A 22,548-nucleotide genomic window follows, 5' to 3' on the forward strand; every position below is an offset into this window, starting at 1 on the left:
TTTTTTTTTGTTCAAGATGATTTAGTAACAATTTTTAATATTAGCGGATGTATATGAAAACGCCTTGGGAAAAATACCAACAGGACCTTAAAGAGCCTGAATTTCATTTCGATGCCGCTCAAGAGAACGCGGTAAAAGAATTACAGCGACTATTTGATGAGCTAACACAGCCCCAAAAGAAACGCACTTGGAGAGTAAAGCTTGCCAGTAAATTTGGTAAAGGGATGCATAAGCCGAGTATCCAAGGGCTATATTTCTGGGGTGGTGTAGGGCGCGGCAAAACATACTTAGTGGACACGTTTTACGATTGTTTACCGTTCAAAAATAAAATGCGTATTCACTTTCATCGATTTATGCATCGTGTACACGAAGAACTAAAATCCCTTGGTGGAGAAAGCGACCCGTTAAAGATTGTTGCGAATATTTTTGCAAAAGAAACCAAAGTCATCTGTTTTGATGAATTTTTTGTGTCAGATATCACTGATGCGATGATTTTAGGTACTTTGATGCAAGAACTCTTTGCTCGCGGAATTTGTTTAGTGGCCACTTCCAATATCATTCCTGATGAGCTTTATCGTAATGGCTTACAACGGGCTAGATTCTTACCTGCGATTGAATTGATAAACCAAAATTGTCGAATTGTGAATGTAGACTCCGGTGTGGATTATCGAATGCGCACCTTGGAACAGGCCGAGATATTTCACTATCCATTAGATAAAGCAGCCAATCAAAACTTAGAAAAGTACTTCGCCCAATTAGCGCCTGAAATAGGGGGTATTAAACGGGATATTGAAATTGAAGGACGCAAAATCCCTTCGATTAAAGACGCGGATGGAATAGTGATGTTTGAATTTCGCGCCCTATGTGACGGTCCCCGAAGCCAAAATGATTACATGGAATTAAGTCAATGTTACCACACAGTGCTGTTGGCTAATGTTGAACAAATGGGCAAGGAAATTGATGACGTTGCACGACGATTCATTGCAATGGTTGATGAATTTTACGAACGAAATGTTAAGTTGATTATTTCTGCAGCTGTTCCAATGGAGCAATTATACAGTCAGGGACAATTAAATTTTGAGTTTAAACGCTGTTTAAGTCGGCTTAAAGAAATGCAGTCTCATGACTATTTAGCGACACAACATTTGCCCTAGACCCTCGATTTTAGGTAGAATTCGTTTAAATAGAAATTAAATCGATACAAGAAGAGCTGAATTACAATGGGAAGAAAGTTCGAAGTTCGTAAAGTCGCTATGGCGAAAACAGCCGGAGCAAAAACTAAAGTTTATTCTAAATACGGTAAAGAAATTTATGTGGTAGCTAAAAACGGTGGGACCGATCCACAGGCCAATTTATCGCTACGTAGATTAATTGATAAAGCTAAAAAAGACCAAGTTCCTAGTCATGTAATTGATAAAGCAATTGATAAAGCCGCCGGTGGTGCAGGTGAAGATTACGTGCCTGCAAGATATGAAGGTTTTGGGCCTGGTGGCTGCATGGTGATAGTTGATTGTCTAACCGATAATCATAATCGCACGATCACTGATGTACGTAATTGTTTTACTAAAACAGGTTCAAAATTGGGAGTTGAAGGAACAGTCGGCCACATGTTTGATCATCAAGCTGTGTTTGCGTTTCCAGGCGACGATGAAGATGCCGTTTTAGAAGTGTTAATGGAAGCAGATGTGGATGTAACAGAAGTTGAGTGTGAAGATGGCATTGTTACTGTTTACGCTCCCCATACTGAATTCAACAGTACTCGCACAGCATTGACCGAAGACAATCCTGAAATTCAATTCGAGGCTGAAGAAATTACCTTTATCCCACAAACAGAATCAACCGTCAGTGGGGAGGATGTTGCTGTGTTTGATAAATTTATGGATATGCTAGAGGACTGCGACGATGTTCAACATGTTTATCACAATGCGGTTGTTGAACGTGAATGATGTTCATAGTAAATAAAACGTTTACGGTGATTAAATAAGTCGTTTTACAGTAAATAAAACGTTTACAAGATTGATAAAGCCCACTTTGAAGTGGGCTTTTTGATCTGTTAGCACAATCTATTATAGATTGGTAATCTCAAACAATTGTCACTAAAAAAGCCTCATATTTGAGGCTTTTATCGACAGACAGAAGTTAAAGTCCGCTTTATTTAAAGTTTAAATCTTTTCTATTGCGTCTGAAGGCAAAGAAACTGAGCCCTAATCCTAATATCGCAATACTCGTTGGTTCAGGAATCTCAGACCCTTCGTTAGTAGCAATGTCAGTGAAATGGAACCAATGATCTGTACCAACAACTGAACCTAGGCCATTTTTAGCGTATCCATTAACAGAAATGTCTGTATTTGCAACTGGGTATGATGTATTAACCCAACGCCCATTATCGCCATACTCTTGCGTTGCCAATAGCCCGTAAATATCACCGGCCATCAAAGCCCATGAAACATTTATTAGTTGTTCTGTATTCCCGGCAGCTATATCAATTGACTGTAAGATTCCACCTAGCTCATCGACTAATAAAACTGTATCCGCCAACCCTTGGTTGTTATATACAAAGCTAGTAAGCGTAGAGTCCTGTAAAGCAGTAAATGATATACCATTATTAGTCCAACCAGTATTATTTTGGGTCAACTCAGGACCTTCTATTAACCCTGCGAAAGAAGATTGTGAATAAAAAATATACATCAAAACAGCAACACTAAAATTTTTAAATTTCATTTTAATTATTCCAATTTAGTAAATTAGGTAAATAGTCACCAGCACAATTCACGCCATAATTATTTTCTAATGAAATTAGATAGTTAAATTTAGATTTTTAAGCGATAGTAAAGTTTCTTGACATGAAATTGAGTAAACAGAGGTTTCAGCATGTCATTGGTGTAAGTATATGTCTGACAAATTTTACTATTGTTTGTCATTGATTAAATCGAGTAGATTAAGTTAAGTTTCGTCAATTGGAACTTAGCACACAATGTTGAGACCGCCATTTTCAAGTTTAAGGAATTTAGTATTCTCACCACCATATGTTGCCAATTTTTCACTCATCCATATGGGTATTGTTTTGTTTGCTTTATTGTGAATTATATAAAGTGGCGATTTATATTTTTTACATTTTCATAGCCATTCCAAACATCGGAATAGTTTGTTTTTTAGCTATCTGTAAATACGTTTTTTCTACACCAAACTCTCTTAGCGCAGAAAATTGTGCGTGTATTGCTACCATAGTTGGCAAAGGTTTATTTATAAGTATTTACAGTTTCCAATAGCATGCTAGTACCAAGGGAATGCGCAAGGGCAATACGTATACTTCCATTGGATGATAATTTAGCAAATATTTTAATGGGTGGTATTAAACATCTAATTTACTGTGAATAGAGATTGCTAAATTTAAGTAATCATATGTGCATCGGAAACTTATATGTGTTGGCAATGTAAACAGTCAGACTTAATTTACCGGATTTCCGATTTGGTTGTGTATCCAACTTGAGAAAATATCTACCCGATTAAAAAAAGATATATTGCCTGTTTCGTTGCAACGCCGTCCAGAATGCCAAGAGGCAATTGCTACTAGAGTGTGGTGTTCGTCTATTAAAGGTACACCAGAGTCCCCCTTGCAAGTAATGTTTGATGTAAGTATCAGCTTATTTTCTATTTGAAGCGGAGTGATTTTAAGAAAGTGAACCCTTTGGCTATCGATTAAAGCTACCGTTAAGGGAGCTTTTAGACGTTTTACATGTTGGCTTAAAGGGAGCCATTTCTCTAACTTTGTATTTAATTGTAAAAGTGCAATGTCCCTGCCTTGTATGTCACCTAAGTGGCGATATCGATTATGTGGAGTAATTACTTTTTTTATCTTGATACTCTTTCCGTCCACCCCTTTAACAAACAATGTTTTTTTTTCGAATGTTTGGAATTGTCCTGGTAATTGTACACAATGCCAGGGCGTAATAAGCCAGTGTTCTTCCACTGCCACAGCGACACAAGTGGGCTGGTTAGACACATGCAAGCGATACCACCAGTGCGGCTTGCTATCAGTAGCTGAAACTGACCTCATGCTGACAATAACGAGTGCCAGCATGAGAGCTATCACATGATTCAAGGGCAAGTCGTTCTTGAGACGTTGTTTCCAGGGCCATTGCCTGTTTCTCTGGTTCCTGACACATCAGGGTCGGACACTCTTCCCTGACCACACATTGCGTAAGCATCTAAAATGGGGGCAGTACAACTTCCATAACAAAAAATAGCAATCTCGGCAAAATCTTCACCCACTGTGGCTGGCGCCACAACAATGGTACCGAATGGGTCGTGTATTGCTGTCATTAATCTCCCCGACAAATCTAGCACACTGGATGGTAGTGCTCCCCACGTGGTGAATCTTGCATTGACGCCATGCCTGACGTAATCAACAAACCACCAGGTCTTATTCCAAAATGTGTGATGTTGAACACATACAGGTGTACCAGCAAATTCACTACCACAATGGTCTAATTGGGTTGGTGCCGTTAATTTTCCAACAGGTTCCAGATAACTTGCGTACCCTTCGTCACATTTACCATCAGGATCGATGCACATTTCTTTTCCCGCTACTAAAATCGTGCCTTTCGGTCCTCCCACAAATGCCAAAATAGGATCTTTAATCAAGTAATTCATAGCTATTTTAGGATCATAGAAATAGCTGGACCCTTCCCACAAATACGTACCAGATAGTCCCTTCTCCTTGTTTTCAGGATCGTAACTAAAATGCCTTTTCATAAAATCCATCAGAGCATCTTCATCCGTAAAAACTCTTGATTCTTGTTCAAAAGGAAAAAATACCTTATCTCCTTTTGAGTCAATATAAAGGGTGAAATTCATGCCCTTGTTAAAAACTGGGGTGATGAGGGTCAGGTTTTCCGTTTTTACCGTATCTATATAGGTGGGTTCGTTAAAACTGCTTTCAGCAATAATTTTATCGACTGCAAATTCAGTGCGCCCAGTTTTAGCGTGGGCAAATGTACTGTTACTGAATAAAAAGGTTGTAACTATAAGACAACATCCATAGGTGAGAGTTTTCATCTCGTATCTCCTTCCATTTTTTTTGAGATAATTTAAAGTACTTCCGTTTAATGCCGCTTCCATCAAGGCTTTGTTGATTCACAATATCAGCTTGCTAGCATCCATTTAAATATAGGATAAGGTAAATTAATAATCCAAGGAGATTGCTGAAGGTTTTGATAAGTCTTTCAACTAACTCCCAATTTAATTGATAATAAAATTAGGATGATTACCTTATTTTTTCAAAGATGAATATATTTACTATATAAAGTTAAATTTAAGAGACTGCTACATTGAATGAATTTTCCAGTCTACTTCCATCCAAAAGTAGTTCAATGAGTGAAAGTGCAAGGAGGACAGCAAAGTAGGGTCAGAAAATTGCACCCAGAAGAGAATCGAGGGCGCAATATAGGTCGTGTTTGTAATTTTGCGGTTCTAAAATATATTACTTAGCAGAGTGCTATCAGGCGACTTATTTAGAATAGGCTAGTGATAACTTGCGAATATAAGACAGCGACACAACGATTTTCGTAGCTAAATAAAAAAGACCGACGGTTGGGCCGTCGGTCTCTTAAATGATTAACGTTTGGGTGGAGGTTATCCACCCTTATAACTTATCTTTCTCCCACTACCACTTCAAATGAGTTGCTATCATAGGGTGTATTAGCTTCAACGATTGCACCTGCGATTGGTGCAGTGTCAGCAGTATCTGCATTAGGATCCAATGAATTGCCTACTGTATAGGTTTCAAAACTATCGCTAAACACTTCAACTTCCGAACCTGAGTCTGATGAATACACTTTGAAATCATCAACCATCAAACCAAAAGCGGTTACATCACTGGTGCCGCCGATTCTAAAGAAGATAGTTTCAACCCCGCCTTGCACGCTACCTAGATCAGCGCTGGGTGAAGAGAACTCACCTTCAAAGGCGACTTGACCGTCAATGGTTACGGTAACCAATGGGGCAACTGTATCGTTTGCAGCTGAAGCATCCCATGAGATTTCGAAATCAATATCTTGACCTTCTTGGAAACCAGCAGTAGAACCGCCACCACTAGAAGAACCATCTGCGCGTAGGTCGTAATCATCACCACTAATATCTAGTGAGATATATGCCATTGCGTTACTAGTACTGGTACTAGAGCCAAATATCGCTATTTGTGCATCTTCAGAAGGGTCTTCAGCCTTTGCGCCGGCTTCTCTTTGTACCGTCGCGGTGAATCTGCCTTTTACAATGGCATCATCAGGCTTAAATCTTAACTCACCTGCATCTTCAGACGAGGAGTCAGTAATAATTGCAAACTGACTATTTTCCTCTGTACTACCCGTTTCCACCACAAAAGCTTCAAATGAGTTGCTATCGTATGGCGTACTGGCTTCAACGATTGCATCTGCGATTGGTGCAGTGTCAGCAGTATCTGCATTAGGATCTAACGAGTTACCAACTGTATAGCTTTCAAAATCGTCAGTAAATACTTCAACTTCTGAACCTGAGTCTGATGAGTAAACCGTAAAGTCATCAACAAGCAAACCAAAAGCGGTTACATCACTGGTGCCGCCGATTCTAAAGAAGATAGTTTCAACTCCGCCTTGCACGCTACCTAGATCTGCGCTGGGTGAAGAGAACTCACCTTCAAAGGCGACTTGACCGTCAATGGTAACAGTAACCAGTGGCGCAACAGTGTCACTTGCCGATGTTGCATCCCAAGAGATTTCGAAATCAATATCTTGACCTTCTTGGAAACCAGCAGTAGAACCGCCACCACTAGAAGAACCATCAGCGCGTAGGTCGTAATCATCACCACTAATATCTAGTGAGATATATGCCATTGCGTTACTAGTACTGGTACTAGAGCCAAATATCGCTATTTGTGCATCTTCAGATGGGTCTTCAGCCTTAGCGCCCGCTTCTCTTTGTATCGTTGCGGTCATTCTACCTTTCAAAATAGCTTCATCAGGCTTATAGCGTAGTTCGCCCGCATCTTCAGTTGAAGAGTCGGTGATTCTAACAGCCTTGTCTGAGCCGGTGTCGACCACTATGGTACCGTTTATAGTGATGACTAGTTCCGCGGTAGTGCCATCGACAGATTCAATGGTAATGGTATCGGTTTCACGTTGGCCTACTTCAAGGGCTGCGATTGTTGGATCGGCAGTATCAAGGGTATAAGTCCATGAACCATCTTCTAGTATTGTCAGCACGCCGTAAGTGCCTGTAATCGTGGATTCAATGATAAAGGCTTCACCTGCATCTGGATCGATCACGCTCACAGTACCTGTTAAGGGCACAGTGGTATCGCTTGCAACAGTAGCTGTCAAATCGAAGAAAGCTGCAGGAGTAGGCTCTGCAGAGCCATCGCCTACATCAAATACTACAACTTCAGAGTAGATAGCTAAACCGTAAAGGCTGCTGTCACCATTTAATGTATCGCCTTCATCATAATTTTCAAAATCATCTTCAAATACACTTACAGTGCCATCTGTGTCGGAATACACTTCAATGTTATCAACATAGAAAGAACCAAAAGGAATCGTTCTGCTGTTATCACCAAATCTGAATTGGATAACTTGCACACCATCTGCAAACCATTGGTCTAAATCTGTGAAATCTGAATCAACAACGGCCGCTGTTGAGAAAGAACCACCACCGATAACTTCACCGTCGATAGTGACTGTTAATTGTTCAGCAGCGTCCAAATCCCAAGCAATTTCAACATTATAAAACTGCTCTTCCACGAATGGGGCAGTAATCATGATGCCGGGGTAATCGTCACTATCGGTGTTACGCACTAAGAAGCGTGGGTCGATAGGATTGCCGTCAGCGTCAGTTTGGCTTCCTTGAATACGTAAATCAATGAGCGACTCACTAGAACTTCCAGATGAGCCATAAAGTGAGATATACGCATCTTTATTATTGCCATCGCTACCAAGTGCCGCTTCTTTAGAGAACGAAGCGCTAAGCTTACCTTGACGTAAATTATTCACGCCAAATCTAATCTCACCTGTGTCATCACCGGTATCGGAAATTTTAACCACTTGAGTAAGCGCTGCAATACGAACGTCGATATCGGCAGTGGTACCATCAATGGTTGATATAGTGATGATATCGTTGACTGAGCTGCCTACTTCAAGGCTAGCCACTGTGTCATTTGTGGTATCAACTGTATAAGACCATTCACCATCTTCGGTAATACTGAAAGTTCCATAATCAAGTACGACGTCTGTTTGCGCAATGAAAGCGTCTTCTTCAAAATTGGGATCTGTGACTGTTGCCGAAGCTGTATAAGTGTCAGTTTCAGTATTTTGTACAGTAGCACTCAATACACCACCGATGATTGCTACAACAGGATCGTTATTGTAACCAACTGCTGCACCGATTGCGTCTAGTAGACTTACGTCAACATCACTCGCAACTTCGGAGGTAGTTTGCAGGTTGGTTTGCGCCATTTCAAATGCATCTAAGGTAGCTTCGGAATAGGTACCGTCAGCGATGTCAGCAACAAGGTCAGCTAAAATCGCAGCCAAATCTTTATCGGCATCGTCAGCATCTAACTGTGACAAAAGGGCTAATACTGAACCATATCTGTCGGCATTATCTGCTCCATCTGCACCAAGGGCATCGACCCCCACTGTTGTAGGCGCAACTTCTGTTACATCAAAACGAATGCCAAAACGGGCATTAATCGCATCAATCACAGTAGCAAAACTATTTAAATCAGCGCCTGCTGATTGCACCGCCATTTCAGTCAAAGGAGAGACAACATAGGTAGGTGGTGGCTGTACCACGCCATTCTCATCAATTATATTTTCAACAACATCCACCACAGCTCTTAGCATTGGTGCATCTAAAATTTCACCTGTTGATTCGTCGGTATAAGTACCACCAGTACAGGAAACAAGACCGTAGCCTTCAAAATGAACGTCGCTAAAGGTTACTTCACCTGTATCTGCTGTCGTTGCGGTGGCTTGTGCAGGGGAGACTGCCGCACCATCATCATCTATTGCAAATATGTCGCAGCTTGCGCCACTTACAGGGCCCTTCACTACGTTAGCAGTGACATTTAAAGTCGGGTTTATCATCGGAGTGGATGCACCCACGCCTTCAGTGAAACCTGCGTTGTCGGTATAATTAGCAGACACAGAGACAACCGTACCTTCGTCTGCTTCGGTAATAGTATAAGTATCGCCAGTTACGCCTGTAGACCAGGCATAAGTGATCTCGCCATCAATTCCATCTGCATCAGTCACCGTTGCTGATAGTGTGGCACCGGCAAAAAAATCACTACCGGAGATTGCGACACTTCCGCGAGTATTGCCATCCAACTCAGCCTTATCATCACCGGTACAACCAACCAAGGCTGTGGCGACAACAAGGGGTATAAGTTTTTTCTTAAACATGCTTTCTACTCCTGAAAATTATTCTTTTATATTGCATAGTTAGGTAACAAAATTGATTAATTGTTAGGTATGTCCTAACTATGCATTGTGCGTGATTAATATTTAAAGCTAATACCTGCGAATAAGCGCGGACCGTAGTCGTTCACTTCACCTGTGTTGCCTATCGTGAAGAAGTCCTGAGACTTAGGTTCACTGAACAAGTTAATTGCAGAAACTTTTACACGGAAATGTTTATTGATTTTGTATGACGCGCGGGCTTCCCAAACTCCAGCTTCATCAACGAAACGAAGTCTAGTGCCGTTACTTGTGTACGGCTGGAAGTACTCGCTACGATACTTGTAGATTAGCGCGGTATCGAAGTCTCCGATTTGGTAATACACTTGACCACTGAATACATGCTCAGAGAATCCAGGTACGTTTCCTGGCTCAACGATACCTTCTGTAAGCTGAGTCGTTACTCCATCTAGATCTGTGACGAAGGTGTCTCCATATAGACCATCTTCAAACTCATAATCTGAGTCTGCGTAGTTATAGCCAATCTTCACACCAAAGCCGTTATCCCAACGGTAAGCTAACGACATCTCTATACCAAACAGGTCACTACTTTCATCTGTTGTGACAGAGTTAGTGATCGGTAATCCAACTTCTACACCGTCAATTACGAAGTTTTCTAATACGGTTTGTTGTTGGAAACCACCGTTAAATTGTTTGTAATAGAAACCGAACGCGAAAATTGAATCGTCGTTAGGATACCACTCTACCGCCACATCATAGTTCCATGACATTAGAGGTTTAGTGCTTGGGTTACCAGAGCCATCCACGCCCGTTAGCAATTCTTCTCGTGTTGCTGCTTCAGCTTCATCATCGGTTTCAATCGTGCGATCATAACTCAGATCTGCTGGGTCTACGCGAGACATACCACGATATACGCCGGCTCTGAATAGAATGTCTTCACTGTAATCAATCACTAAGTTGAAGCTAGGTAATACTTCGGTGTAATCACTTTCTGCAACAGTACGGGTAATATCTCCCGCTTCTGAAGAGCTCCATAAATCTGTTAATGGGTCTTGTGTGAAGACGTAACCTTGTCTAAAACCAACGGAACTGACTTCTGTTTTGACTACACGCACACCGAAGTTACCACGAATGAATTTACCCATCATTTCAGTGTCGTAGTTAGCCATCATGTAGGCCGCAGTGGTTTTTTCAGTTACATCGATAGTGCCCTGATTTTCGTACTCTACATCAGGGTATCCAAATTCTACACCGCCAGCGGAGGTGAGTGCTTGTGAGAAACATACGTTGTCATATGTTGCCCATGAATTGCCCGTGCCACTGCTAATAACATTACCGTCACTATCTACATTGGTAACAATATCACCGTCAGAAACTCCCGATAAGAAGCCGGACTCTGGAAAGTTAATTTGGCAGCTTTCGAGGACGTCGATTGCGTTAGCAGCGGTTTCATCTAATTCAACCTCAGTTCTTGAACCGTTTCCATTGCTACCACCGTATTGGATAAAAGACAGTTCAGAAACACGCAAACCACCTTGTATGCTAGTGAAGGCACCATCATTTAATGCATAATCGAAATCAACACGGGCAGAGGTGATTTCATTTTCGCGCACGTTTTCACGGTCAAGACGAGTACGTAGACTGTCAGTAAAGTTTGAAATATCGGTCACGTCAAAATCGGAGAGAGTAAAGTTAGGAATTTGCTCACCCATGTCCCAAGAAAAAGACTGGTATGCAGCGGTTCTACCTCGGTTAGATATTTGTAATTCTTCACGTTTTGTTTGCGAGTAAGAAATATCGCCACGAATGGTTAATTGATCATTCACATAATGTTCAACGTTTAAACCGTAGCCACGATAGTTTTCTTCACGAGAGAATTGCTCACCAGCAGATTCAATACGATCTTCACCTTCCCAATGTAAAATACTACCTACACTGTTAGTAATTAGGTTTTCACCGGTTACTCCAGGGGTAACACGTTTTTGTAGGAAGATTAGATCGTGACGCGCTTCGGCTTGGTTACGATCTGAAATTTGCGCGTCAAAGTTGATGTCCCACGCTTCTGTTGGTTGAAATTGTACTGCAAAAAATAACGCATCTCTTTCATCTGAGGTTTCATTTTGACGGAAGCTACGGCTGGACCCAGTCCAAGCATAAGGCGTATCGGCATCGATTGCTCGGCCAGTTTCTGGATCAATTTCTGTGTTATAACCTTGGTTACTGCTGCCGCTAACTTGGTCTTCACAATCACCAGCGGTACCACGGAAAAAACCTTCGTTCATGTTCGTTGGATCATTTAAACACGCCCACAAAGAGGTACCTGAAGGGCTGGAACTACGGTATTCAGCTTCTGGCTGACTGATGTCTTGACGTTGCCAACCCACTGATATACCTACGGCTGCGCCGTTATCAAAATCAAACTGGTCAACATAACTGATTGTTCCACGGTAGCCTAAGTCGCCTTGTAGAGAATTTTCGATGTCTGCTTCGTCAGGGTTGTAGTTAAGTTTAGCTTCTGCCTGAAAACTTTGTTTTCCGTAATCTAGCGGTTTCAGAGTTTCTAATGTAATGACACCAGCAACACCACCTTCAATCATAGAGGCGTCTTGGGTTTTATATATCGCTACTTTCTTCATTAATTCTGACGGGAACTGAGAGAAGTTAACTGAACGGTCACCACTACCGTTTGTTGCTTCACGACCATTAATATGGGTCGCACTTAAGAAGGGGCCTAATCCGCGAATCGTGATTTCAGTCGCACCGCCGTTTTCACGGTGAGATGCAGCACCGGTAATTGATTCCAATGCCTCACCAATTGAAAGTGCAGGTAAGTCACCTATATCTTCAGCAGATAAACCGTCAACAACAGTCGTTGCCTCACGTTTGATGGCGATTTGGTCTTGAATTGTTTTTCGAGTACCAACGACATTAATAACTTCGACGTCGTCTGCATTGTTTTCATTTTCAGTAGGTGCATTTTGTGCTGTTGCTGAAAACGCAAATGAGCCAGCTACAGAAGCAAAAACTGCAGCTTTTACCCATTTTGCAATAGGTGTAAGTGTAAAAAGCTCTTTTTGATAAATTAATTTTGTGTTGTGCCCTGATATCAACGACATATCGAGTTCTCCGATGGTTTTTGTGAGGTCATATGGTTGCGGATCGCTTGTTATAATGATGTTGCCTTATTGTTACAAAGCAATATACTCAATGAAAACCAATATATCAACCAATTGTTAACAATTATATTACCAAACGCGCAATTGATTGTATTACCAATTCAATTACCAATTTATCGGAGATGTTATAAAGAATATAAAATGGACATCCATAACGAATATAAAATGGACATCCATAATATAAAATGGACATCCATGATTATTTGGTAATTTTTTCTAGATGTTCTAAGCTTACAGTTACTCAGCAACCATGGATGGTTAGTTATGCCTCAGTCACGAAAATCTCAAATTAGTCTTATTGATACACCTTATAGATATAAAATGGACATCCATGATTATTTGGTAATTTTTTCTAGATGTTCTAGGCTTACAGTCACTCAGCAACCATGGATGGTTAGTTATGCCTCAGTCACGAAAATCTCAAATTAGTCTTATTGATACGCCCTATTACCATTGCGTCTCCCGTTGTGTTCGTCGCTCGTTTTTGTGCGGTGAAGATGAATTTACGGGGCAAAGTTATGAACATAGGCGAGGCTGGGTCGAGCAACGTTTACTCAATTTGAGTGCTGTTTTTGCTATTGATGTGTGTGCTTATGCTGTCATGAGTAATCACACACATATTGTAGTCTGTGTTGATAAAGAAGCAGCCGATAACTGGTCGTTAAAAGAAGTGGCTTATCGTTGGCATCAATTACATAAAGGCACATTACTTACCCAACGATTTTTGCGTGACGAATCACTGAGTCAAAGTGAGCAAATCACATTGAATGAAACGATTAATATTTATCGTCAACGTTTGTACGACATTAGTTGGTTCATGCGCAGTCTGAATGAATACATAGCCCGCGAGGCGAATAAAGAAGATGACTGCACAGGTCGATTTTGGGAGGGACGGTTTAAATCTCAAGCATTATTAGATGAGTCGGCCGTGCTAGCTTGCATGGCCTACGTGGATTTAAATCCAATTCGAGCCAAAATCGAAAAAACGCCAGAAACCTCAAAACACACCAGTATCCAAAAGCGTATCCAGGCCTGTATTAAAGGAGAGCAACCCAAAAACTTGATGGGGTTTGTGGGTAACCATAGACAAGGTATGCCTAGAGGCATTGCCTTCTCTCTCATAGATTACTGTAAATTAGTCGATTGCACAGGCAGAAGTATTCGAGAAGATAAGGCCGGTTACATCGAACACCAGCATAGCCCTATTTTAGAACGCCTTGGCCTTAATTCAGAGCAATGGATAACGCTTACCACAGAGTTTGAACAGCACTTTCATACAGCGGTAGGCAGTGAGCATATGATGCAACAATTTAAACAACATACCGGCCATCAACGAATACGAGGGATAACAAAGGCCAAAGCATTATTACAACAAGCCTAAACAATTTAGCAGCCAAATTTGTTTTAATCCTCCTACTCGATGGACGATTCTTGCTGTCTGTAATATGAATTAAATCAGAGATATAGCTACATAAAGCCACAACAATTCCAAACTTCCCCCCACTTTCTTATCAAAGCCCAAAAGCGCCATATTCACATCACTTTTTCGCTCTGAATTGGTTTGAGAATGCTTGTTTTTAAAATGGATGTCTATTTAATGACTACAACAATTCCAAACTTCCCCCCACTTTCTTATCAAAGCCCAAAAGTGCCATATTCACATCACTTTTTCGCTCTGAATTGGTTTGAGAATGCTTGTTTTTAAAATGGATGTCTATTTAATGATTTTTAAAATGGATGTCTATTTAATGACTATGAGAATGCTTGTCTTGGAAATAGGAACAGCGAGGTAATTAGTTGCTTATCAGAAGTTTACCCGGTTTCATTTCGCTGCTTGCTGCTCAGGTGTAAATATGGCGAGGAAATCTTCCGGTAATCTTGGCTTTGGTAATGCTAGAATATAAACTACGCGATCTTTAATTGCGCCTTCCGCATGAAGTGCACCCTTAGGCACAATAATTTTGTCACCTGCGCTGACAATAGTTCTTTTGTTGGTTTCGGCATCGAAAAAATCTGTTTCCCCTTCCATTATATAAGCATGTACTTCATCTTTATGCCAATGTACTGGTGGACCATCGGTGGCACCCGATACAAAGGTGGTCGGCCAGGTATTATTTTTTTCTATGTCTGCTAAAACTTCAGTCTTTGATGCGAAAAATTGCTTATGAAACTTTAATCCCATTTGAAATACTCCATTTTCTTAGTTTTGATTTACTTTCAATTACAAAGGTTACAGTTAGTTACTTGCGCAGTAAACAGGTATATAATCATTACATTCATGTATGAGGTGCACGAATGGATTTGAACAATATCCAACTATTTGTTGAAGTAATGAAACGAAAGAGTTTTGCTGAAGTAGCAAGAGTCCAAAATATTGATCCCTCTTCAGTATCGCGAGCTATTCGAAAATTAGAGGCTACATTAGGTTTCCGACTGTTCCAAAGGACCACTCGTAAGTTATCGGCAACAGAAGCTGGTAAATCATACTTTACTCAAGTCGAAGGTTTGGTTGGTACATTAATACAGGCAGGAGAGCGGGCTTTAGAACTTTCGAATGAGCCCATCGGCAAGCTCAGAGTGGCGGCTTGTACTTCTTTTGGACAAAAAAAGTTGGTTCCCTTACTACCTATAATGAGGAAAAAATATCCCAAACTGGTAATTGAGCTAGTGTTGTCAGACAACCAAATAGATATTGTTGAACAACAAATTGATGCCGCGATTCGCTTTGGAAAAAAACCTACTGATGATTTTATTTGTAAAGTATTAGCACCCAGAAAGTTTTTTGTTTGTGCTAGTCCAGCTTTTATTAAATCTAACACGATTACCGAAAATCCTTTTTGTTTAAGTGAATTAGAATGTCTAAGGTTTTCAATTCCTGGATATCGAGAAGCTTGGAAATTTCGTCAACCTAATCAAAAAGAGTTAGTCGTTCCAGTCGCTGGGCATTTGCTGATCTCTCATGGCATGACTATGACTGCAAGTGCAGTTGCAGGCCTTGGAGTGGCGTTACTTCCTGATTGGTTATGTCGAGACGAATTGGCAAATGGTAGTTTGGTGAACTTATTCCCCGATTATGAATGTGCCGCCGCAGATTTTGATACCTCTGCATGGCTAGTTTATCCAAGCAGAGATTACATGCCATTAAAACTCAGTGCATTTATCGATTGTCTGAAAAATGAGATCCCTGAATTTGCCTAAATAAGGCTATTAACAACAGGTTAAAGTCAGGGGGAATGTGGCGTAAATACCGAAGAGGAAGAGCAATATTCGATTGGATATAAACTACAACCCCAGACGATAGCATCGCTGGGGTTATGTTGATAAAACAATAGGTTAGTGTTTATTGTGCATCCAAATATGTTTCAACCGCTTCAGCTCGATTTTCTGCGTGTTGATTCAGTTGTTGAATCGCATTGTAAAAGTCATTGCTACTTTCTAGATAGGAGTAGCCCGATAATTCAGTTGTTGCATAAGGTTCAATAAGCGCTGAATAACTGTCGTAAGTGGCTTGGATGCTGCTGGTATCAAACGCGTCGCCTATTGCTTCCAATAGGTAATCGTTATAGCGAGTCCTGTAAACATCGTCTGCATATAGTTTAGCAATTAACGGCCAGCTATTAGAATCAAGGTCTGAGAAATCGAGGTTCAATGCTCCGCCTTGATTTCCTTCTTGCAGTGCTTCGTTATTATCCCAAGGAATCCATGTTAGCTTCGATGTTTCGGGGTCGTTATACAGATAGTAATTATGGGGCATTCTGCCATACGTATCCCAATTTTGGATAATACCATTGACGGCTAAGTACTTTAAGAATCCATCAACGTCGAAAACAGCCTCAAGATTTTCTCTCCATGTTGCCGGAGCAGTGGTTGCTGTATCATCATGCAGTGCCGCAAACAAGGCGAGTATATCAGACCAATCTTCATCATCTTCGTTGGTCTTTTTCTCAAAGTTCTCTTCACTAAAAGAACCCTCAACAAAGCTTGCCCCGTCGTCTTCTGGTTTATATAAATTGCCATCATCGCTAGCAAATTGTGTATCGATAAGTGTATCGTCAACCTCTTCTACTAAGGTGTAAAGACCAAAATATTCTGGACCATTGCCATGATCGACATAGAGTGTATAAAACGCAGTATTAGACACCGCTAAGCCAGCTTTTTTGAATACGTCAGATGCCACTTTTTCACGTAAAAGTGATTCGTCGTTATAGTTGTTTTTCAAGCTGAGCTTTTTGAAGCCGTAAAAACGTTGATTATCAATTTGCGGATAATCGTCTTCAAATTCATCGAAATCTAATTTGAAAGATAGTTTTAGAATACCCGCCTGCCAGCTGCTTTGTAGCGAAGAGTTGCCTTTGAATCGAATACCTACTCGATACCATTGAGTCCCTTGGTAATAAACGTCAGCGGGAACAAATATTGGGTTCTCATCTGTATCAATTAGACCGTTGCTTGATGAGCGTTGACCAAATTCGCCATAGGTTGCCGTCATATCATCAAGCATGCTTTGCCAACGCTCTTCAGTGACTACAAAATCAAAACGTTTAACTTGGTTATCTTCAAAAACTTCGTCGAAATTAGGATCAACATTCTTACTATGTGTTTCTTCTGTCCAGTCAGTGACTTCAAAATCTGTATCCGTAATGTCAGTTGATGTTTCTTCGGTATCATCTTCAACGACTTCTTCAACCACTTCATCAGTTACCTGATCATCTGTAGCTGTATTGCTGCCTCCACAGGCAACTAACCAAAGCACTGATCCGAAGATGATGATAATAAGATTTAGTCTTACAATATATTTCAATGAGTTAGCAAAGCTTAAATGAGATTGTTTCAACATTGATAGTCCTTTAGCTGTCTAAGCATCATCTTCAAATACTTTAAGATTGAATTAAGATGCTTTCTTTATTCAGATAGTAAAGGTACAAAACAAAAGTGCAGAAACTGTGCAATATAAGTGAAAACAATAAGGAAGCTGTGCGGGCTTAAGGATGTTGATAATTAATACTGCTTGACGCTGCATAAAAATATTAAACCCTCTGGCTCTGCTCAATCCCGCCAATGATGACAGCTAAAAAAGCGGCTTGAATGACAATAGGGGAGGTAGTCGTTGGACTTTCAGACCCTACAAGGTACTCTAGCATGCAAATAAAACGGGGTCGCAAAGCCGGATAATACGTCCACTATTAGTCAGAGAAAACCTATGAATGACTTGTACACACAACTGCTAACTGTATTTATGGGCTTTTTCGCCATCATGAATCCGATAGCTAACACAGCTGCCTTCGCTGGGTTGGCGGGCAATAAAAGTAATTCGGAACAATTTCGCATTGCGGCCAGAGCACTTATTATTACCTTTGTTGTAATTCTATTATTTTCGTTGCTCGGCAAGATGATTTTTCATTTGTTCGGCATTACCCTTCCTGCATTGCGGATAACGGGCGGTACTCTGGTGTTCGTGATTGGTTATCATATGCTCAATGGATCTGGTTCTAATCTGCATTCTGCTGAAAATAATGATACCTCTGATATTGCTGTCTCACCCTTAGCTGTTCCTCTCCTCGCTGGCCCAGGAACCATTGCGACCGCAATGAATTATTCTGCCTCTGGTGGGACAATGGGAATCGTGATTACGGTTTCTGTATTTGCAGTTATGTGTCTTATAACATTCCTATGCTTTGTTTTTAGTTCTAGGATTCTGGCTATTATAGGTCAAGGCGCTCTTGGTATTGTCACCCGATTAATGGGACTGATTTTAGCCGTTATCGGTGTACAAATGATAATTGCGGGGGTAACAGGGGCTTTCAATATTCCAATCGGCTAAGAGCAACATTTATTGTCTAATTTTGATAATGACTATCAATTTCCGAGCCTCAACTAGCAAGTATTCAATTGTTAATAATTTATAACAATCTTGTGGGCTACAAATTTAGCGATATTTGGTTGTCAAAAAGAAGCTGAAATTAACGATTTTTCTTCCCACTAATTGTACTGATTAGACACTGATCTATATTCAATTTTCACTTTGTTTTAGCTGCTTTATTGCTATTTTTTTAACATTTCACCATTTATATAGAACTGCGAAATCCGGGTTTTTTGTCACTTTTCGATTTGCTAATTTAATTACCAAGTTGGTCCTTCAACGTTTTAGATTTATTGGGCCAAACAAAATTTTGGAGTATCAAAAAGAGCTTTAATTGAATGAATTTTCGGTGAATATTTCTATCCTGCAATACGAATCAATGGGCGCTAGAAGTAACTTCCTATTAATGAACCATTTAAAGCACTTGTTCGAAATTTTTCTCTTCATACTCCGTGCAAATAGCTTTTGTATAGCGGCCTCTACTAACTATCCCGCTTTTTAAATATAAGACGTAGAGCACTCTGGATTATTGATATAATGATATTGCTTTAGGTTTTTGGTTGTGTAGTATGAATTTGATTATCGAGCAATGATGATTGCCATATTCTAATAATTGGCTGTGTCTGAAATGCATTTAGCTAGCATCTTTAAAAATACAAACAAAAATTATAAAAGGTACAAAATAATGAAAATAGTAAAAAGCTTGCTCATGACTTTAGTGGTTGCGGCTGGAATGTCTTTCTCTGTTCAGGCCGCTGGCTTTGAAAATGACGCAATGCTAAAGAAATTTGTCGAATGGCATTTAGGATTTACAACTAATATCGCGCAAAGGGACAAAGATCTAGCCGCTAAGGTCGAACCTCGTTGGGGATTAAGTGAATTGCGCTTTCAACGTATTTGGCATGAACGTACGGACGGCTATTGGATTTATTATGAAACTAGCCAACCTGACGTAAGACCGGATAGAAATCAAATCTGGCGACTGTATCGCAATGACTTTGGTAACCTTAAAGTCGATTTATACTCTTTCAAAAACATAGATGAAGGATTAACTTTGTGGGGAAAAGGCGACAATCCAAAGGCTTTTGAAAATATTAAAATGAGCGGTTTATCAACAGTACCTGGCTGCAACGCTACCTATCATTGGATTCCAGAGTTTGAACGTTTTTCTGGCGTCAATACTCACGGAGAATGCTTCACTATCGGTAAGTCATATTTACTCCAACATGTGGAAATTTCTAAAACAGCAGACGGAACCTTAGTGCGCAACGATTGGCATTCATTTTATGACGAAAATGGTGTGGCTAAGCGTGGCGCTAAGTTTAAAAGAGGCGATCAAGGACCTACCACGCATGTGTACACAGAAACATATGACCTTAACTAATCGTACCCAGTAAAAATAACTTCTTTACTCAAAGCAGTCTGAAATATAAAAGACTGCTTTTCCCTAAATGCGTTAATTTTTAACGCATTTTGTGCCCTGCTAATCCAATGTTGACTATCACTACCGGACTCAGTTTACAGTGATTTGAAAAACCTGATTTCAGCATATGTATTGTTACTGACTGATCACAACTTATTGATAGCTAACTCGTTACAACAACTTGGTTTCGGCCTTTTTGTTTTGCATTGTAAAGGGCTGTGTCGGCACGTGCCATCGCGCTTTCTAAGGTTTCATCTGCTGATGCTACCGCTAGCCCTATACTGATGGTTAGTGAGTAGTCTTCATCGTTTTTTCGCAAAGGTGACTTTTCGATTTCCTTACGGATACGCTCGGCAATATCTAATGCTTGTTTGGAATCAGTGTCGGGCAGCAATACCATAAACTCTTCACCGCCAATTCGGCCAATTTTATCGAGTTGTCGTAAACAGCCAAGTGCCCTTTGGCTGACTAATGTAAGAGCATGATCACCAACTTCATGACCGAGGGTATCATTCACTCGTTTAAAATGATCGATATCAATAATCAATATCGAAAGTAACTTGTTGTGCATTTTCGCTTCATTTAGCAACTTATAGCCAAGTTCAAAAATAGTTCTGCGATTAGCAATTTGCGTTAAGTAATCGATTTGTGCACGATGTTTAAAAAGACGTCGGGTTTTAATCAAATGCATAACAAACCCAAATAACGCCGCAAATATGACAACGCTCACAGCAATTAAAATTTGCGCGAGACGTTTTTGACTTTGTTCCTCTGCCAGTTGTAAACGATTAATTTCCAAGGTTTGTTGTAGCACCTTGTTGTCTAACTTGGTCAGACTGTCTTCAACTAATGTATTGGCTGCGTGTTGATATTGAGCAATAAAGGTTCGTCGTTTGTCGACTTCTGAGCTGTTTGCAGCAACCATCAAATGCATAGCTTCACTGTTGTTGCCCGCGTAATACAAATCGATAGCCCTGATAGTCATCGGCCATGTGTTTTTATCTGGAGAGTCGATTAGAAGTTGATCCAAGGTAGAGCGCGCTTTGGAATCTATCCCTTGGTTAAAATAAGCAATGACCAGTGGATATAAAGATTGCACGATGAAATGATGTTCTTCGGTAGTATCACGAAGGGCCAATGCCTTTTCAAATTCGCTAACCGCCAGCGGGTATTGCTGTTCAAAAAACGCTAATATACCTGCGTTATAATGGCTAAAAAATGTAAAGTCGCTGAATTGGGGCTGTTGTTTGGCAATCTCAAATAGTCTATCAACATGTTGACGAGCCGCAGTAAAATTCTGCATATCAATGGCTAACGCCACTAGTGTGTGTTGCATATTAAACATGTCAGAAAAATCATCGACTTTTGCCCAAGCATCATATGCCTTCTGAATATATTCATAGGCTTTGTCAAACAATTGGTTTTCCTGATATAAGTTGCCAGAGGCGTTATAAATCATGCCATAGGAACTATTATCAAAATTATTTTTATCAGCGACGTCAATTGCTTCAACTAATAATGCGAGCCCTTGTTGCAGTTTTTCCGGTTTACCACCAAAACAAAATGCCGCTTGAACCAGTACCTTTACTAGCAATTCGGGGTCCGCTAATTGACGAGACAATTGCAGGGCTTTAAATCGGTCTTCGCAATAAATATTGGGATCATATGTTTGAATATATTTCATGTACGAACGTTCGACATAACTTCTAGGTAAAGTGTCAGTTAGCCTTAAGTTTTGCAGCTCGCTGATATTGATGGCGGTGCTGTAAGCATCAATGGCTGGTTGTGGCTGATTATCGTAATCGAAAGCTAAGCCTAATAAATACCAGTAGCGAGCTTGCTCTTCATAGGAGGCTTTTTCCACAAGCTGTTTTTGATCGTTCAAAAGACTGATTTGTTGGGCTGGAGTTAAAGAAGAAAGGGTGGTTTCTAAATTTTCCATTGTTTGCGCATTAAGCCCACATCCCCAAAATAACCAAAACACGCATATCACTGGGGTTCGCCATACTCCGCGAAGTACTAAAATGATGGTTGTTTGTTGCATTAATTATCCTAATCAATGGTTGCTAGAAAGCGCTTATACTGCGAAAAATTAGGAATCCAATATTCTTGTCGTTATCCGATGCCAAATTAATAGAATGAGTTAGATTTGTGCTTAATGTAATTAAGATACTAGCAAATCAACAACCGCTTTGGTTAAAAAGTAGCTGCGAAAAACCAATTAAAACAAGTTTGCTACATCGTTGAATGAAAACAGTATTCTTTAAAGGCAACTTTAGGTGCAAACATTATTTAAAAGTGTATTGATTTCGGAATTTTGCAACGATTTTTATAATCTCTAGCGCTTATAATTAGCGTAGGGCTAAAGGTTAAATAAACCGTTTTGCGGACTTGCCACATCTGGTTCACGTCGTATTCTTATCTATATTTGTGTCATAAAAATGTCAAAAATCCAACCGATTTTAGTCCGCTTTATTCTGTTACGTCATCCTGTCTAAGTTAATTCGTTGCTCACATAATGTATTTTTAATTCAATTAAAACAGTTGGTTATGAGTATTGTTTTACTAGTTATTTGATTCAATCACAGATATCTACATTCTGTTTGGTTTTGTAATAATACTGTCACACTATGCCCCTAT

The 22,548-nt window shown here is 40.2% G+C and carries 14 protein-coding genes; 6 read left to right on the top strand and 8 right to left on the bottom strand.

Annotation, left to right across the window (positions count from 1 at the left end; translation table 11 throughout):
- The first annotated feature begins 47 nt into the window (after positions 1 to 47).
- Positions 48 to 1,154 (top strand): cell division protein ZapE, encoded by a 1,107-nt coding sequence (gene zapE / locus VUI23_RS03365; protein WP_342806811.1) that lies wholly within the window; start codon positions 48 to 50, stop codon positions 1,152 to 1,154.
- Positions 1,155 to 1,220: 66 nt separating this feature from the next.
- Positions 1,221 to 1,946, top strand: coding sequence for a YebC/PmpR family DNA-binding transcriptional regulator (locus VUI23_RS03370; RefSeq protein WP_342806813.1), 726 nt, complete (start codon positions 1,221 to 1,223; stop codon positions 1,944 to 1,946).
- Positions 1,947 to 2,151: 205 nt separating this feature from the next.
- On the opposite strand, the gene VUI23_RS03375 is transcribed toward VUI23_RS03370, so the two are convergent.
- The 5 genes from VUI23_RS03375 to VUI23_RS03395 form a co-directional block, all read right to left on the bottom strand.
- The gene (locus VUI23_RS03375; protein WP_342806815.1) at positions 2,152 to 2,721 is read right to left on the bottom strand and encodes a PEP-CTERM sorting domain-containing protein; all 570 of its coding nucleotides are present in this window, start codon (positions 2,719 to 2,721) and stop codon (positions 2,152 to 2,154) included.
- Positions 2,722 to 3,448: 727 nt separating this feature from the next.
- Positions 3,449 to 4,093, bottom strand: a complete 645-nt coding sequence (locus tag VUI23_RS03380; RefSeq protein ID WP_342808238.1) for a S1 family peptidase — start codon at positions 4,091 to 4,093, stop codon at positions 3,449 to 3,451.
- A gap of 5 nt (positions 4,094 to 4,098) precedes the next feature.
- Positions 4,099 to 5,058: a hypothetical protein gene (locus tag VUI23_RS03385; protein WP_342806817.1), complete on the bottom strand. Its 960-nt coding sequence runs from the start codon at positions 5,056 to 5,058 to the stop codon at positions 4,099 to 4,101.
- Between the two features lie 593 nt (positions 5,059 to 5,651).
- Entirely contained in the window at positions 5,652 to 9,434 is a 3,783-nt protein-coding gene (locus VUI23_RS03390; protein WP_342806819.1) for a VCBS domain-containing protein, read from the bottom strand.
- A gap of 95 nt (positions 9,435 to 9,529) precedes the next feature.
- Entirely contained in the window at positions 9,530 to 12,565 is a 3,036-nt protein-coding gene (locus tag VUI23_RS03395; protein ID WP_342806821.1) for a TonB-dependent receptor, read from the bottom strand.
- A gap of 460 nt (positions 12,566 to 13,025) precedes the next feature.
- Between VUI23_RS03395 and VUI23_RS03400 the strand changes: the two genes are divergently transcribed.
- Complete coding sequence (locus VUI23_RS03400) at positions 13,026 to 14,006, top strand: transposase (protein WP_342806823.1); 981 nt, start codon at positions 13,026 to 13,028, stop codon at positions 14,004 to 14,006.
- Between the two features lie 441 nt (positions 14,007 to 14,447).
- Here the strand turns inward: VUI23_RS03400 and VUI23_RS03405 are convergent, their stop codons facing one another.
- On the bottom strand, positions 14,448 to 14,807 hold the full coding sequence (locus VUI23_RS03405) for a cupin domain-containing protein (protein ID WP_216046384.1): 360 nt from the start codon (positions 14,805 to 14,807) through the stop codon (positions 14,448 to 14,450).
- 113 nt (positions 14,808 to 14,920) lie between these two features.
- Here VUI23_RS03405 and VUI23_RS03410 point away from each other — a divergent pair, with 113 nt between their 5' ends.
- Positions 14,921 to 15,823 carry a LysR family transcriptional regulator gene (locus tag VUI23_RS03410; protein WP_342806825.1) on the top strand — a complete coding sequence of 301 codons (903 nt, stop codon included), beginning with the start codon at positions 14,921 to 14,923 and terminating at the stop codon, positions 15,821 to 15,823.
- A gap of 142 nt (positions 15,824 to 15,965) precedes the next feature.
- On the opposite strand, the gene VUI23_RS03415 is transcribed toward VUI23_RS03410, so the two are convergent.
- Complete coding sequence (locus tag VUI23_RS03415; RefSeq protein ID WP_216046386.1) at positions 15,966 to 17,462, bottom strand: CotH kinase family protein; 1,497 nt, start codon at positions 17,460 to 17,462, stop codon at positions 15,966 to 15,968.
- 363 nt (positions 17,463 to 17,825) lie between these two features.
- Here VUI23_RS03415 and VUI23_RS03420 point away from each other — a divergent pair, with 363 nt between their 5' ends.
- Both VUI23_RS03420 and VUI23_RS03425 read left to right on the top strand, forming a co-directional pair.
- Positions 17,826 to 18,446, top strand: coding sequence for a MarC family protein (locus VUI23_RS03420; protein WP_342806827.1), 621 nt, complete (start codon positions 17,826 to 17,828; stop codon positions 18,444 to 18,446).
- Between the two features lie 724 nt (positions 18,447 to 19,170).
- Entirely contained in the window at positions 19,171 to 19,869 is a 699-nt protein-coding gene (locus tag VUI23_RS03425; RefSeq protein ID WP_342806829.1) for a CpcT/CpeT family chromophore lyase, read from the top strand.
- A 202-nt stretch (positions 19,870 to 20,071) separates the two neighbouring features.
- Here VUI23_RS03425 and VUI23_RS03430 read toward each other — a convergent pair whose 3' ends face one another.
- Complete coding sequence (locus tag VUI23_RS03430; RefSeq protein WP_342806831.1) at positions 20,072 to 21,952, bottom strand: GGDEF domain-containing protein; 1,881 nt, start codon at positions 21,950 to 21,952, stop codon at positions 20,072 to 20,074.
- Positions 21,953 to 22,548: the final 596 nt, after the last annotated feature.

The organism is Alteromonas sp. M12, assembly GCF_037478005.1.
Lineage (GTDB): Bacteria > Pseudomonadota > Gammaproteobacteria > Enterobacterales > Alteromonadaceae > Aliiglaciecola > Aliiglaciecola lipolytica_A.

Coding starts and splice junctions, on each gene's coding strand:
- zapE (WP_342806811.1), top strand. CDS start 48: ATGTATATGAAAACGCCTTGGGAAAAATACCAACAGGACCTTAAAGAG.
- VUI23_RS03370 (WP_342806813.1), top strand. CDS start 1,221: ATGGGAAGAAAGTTCGAAGTTCGTAAAGTCGCTATGGCGAAAACAGCC.
- VUI23_RS03375 (WP_342806815.1), bottom strand. CDS start 2,721: ATGAAATTTAAAAATTTTAGTGTTGCTGTTTTGATGTATATTTTTTAT.
- VUI23_RS03385 (WP_342806817.1), bottom strand. CDS start 5,058: ATGAAAACTCTCACCTATGGATGTTGTCTTATAGTTACAACCTTTTTA.
- VUI23_RS03390 (WP_342806819.1), bottom strand. CDS start 9,434: ATGTTTAAGAAAAAACTTATACCCCTTGTTGTCGCCACAGCCTTGGTT.
- VUI23_RS03395 (WP_342806821.1), bottom strand. CDS start 12,565: ATGTCGTTGATATCAGGGCACAACACAAAATTAATTTATCAAAAAGAG.
- VUI23_RS03400 (WP_342806823.1), top strand. CDS start 13,026: ATGCCTCAGTCACGAAAATCTCAAATTAGTCTTATTGATACGCCCTAT.
- VUI23_RS03405 (WP_216046384.1), bottom strand. CDS start 14,807: ATGGGATTAAAGTTTCATAAGCAATTTTTCGCATCAAAGACTGAAGTT.
- VUI23_RS03410 (WP_342806825.1), top strand. CDS start 14,921: ATGGATTTGAACAATATCCAACTATTTGTTGAAGTAATGAAACGAAAG.
- VUI23_RS03415 (WP_216046386.1), bottom strand. CDS start 17,462: ATGTTGAAACAATCTCATTTAAGCTTTGCTAACTCATTGAAATATATT.
- VUI23_RS03420 (WP_342806827.1), top strand. CDS start 17,826: ATGAATGACTTGTACACACAACTGCTAACTGTATTTATGGGCTTTTTC.
- VUI23_RS03425 (WP_342806829.1), top strand. CDS start 19,171: ATGAAAATAGTAAAAAGCTTGCTCATGACTTTAGTGGTTGCGGCTGGA.
- VUI23_RS03430 (WP_342806831.1), bottom strand. CDS start 21,952: ATGCAACAAACAACCATCATTTTAGTACTTCGCGGAGTATGGCGAACC.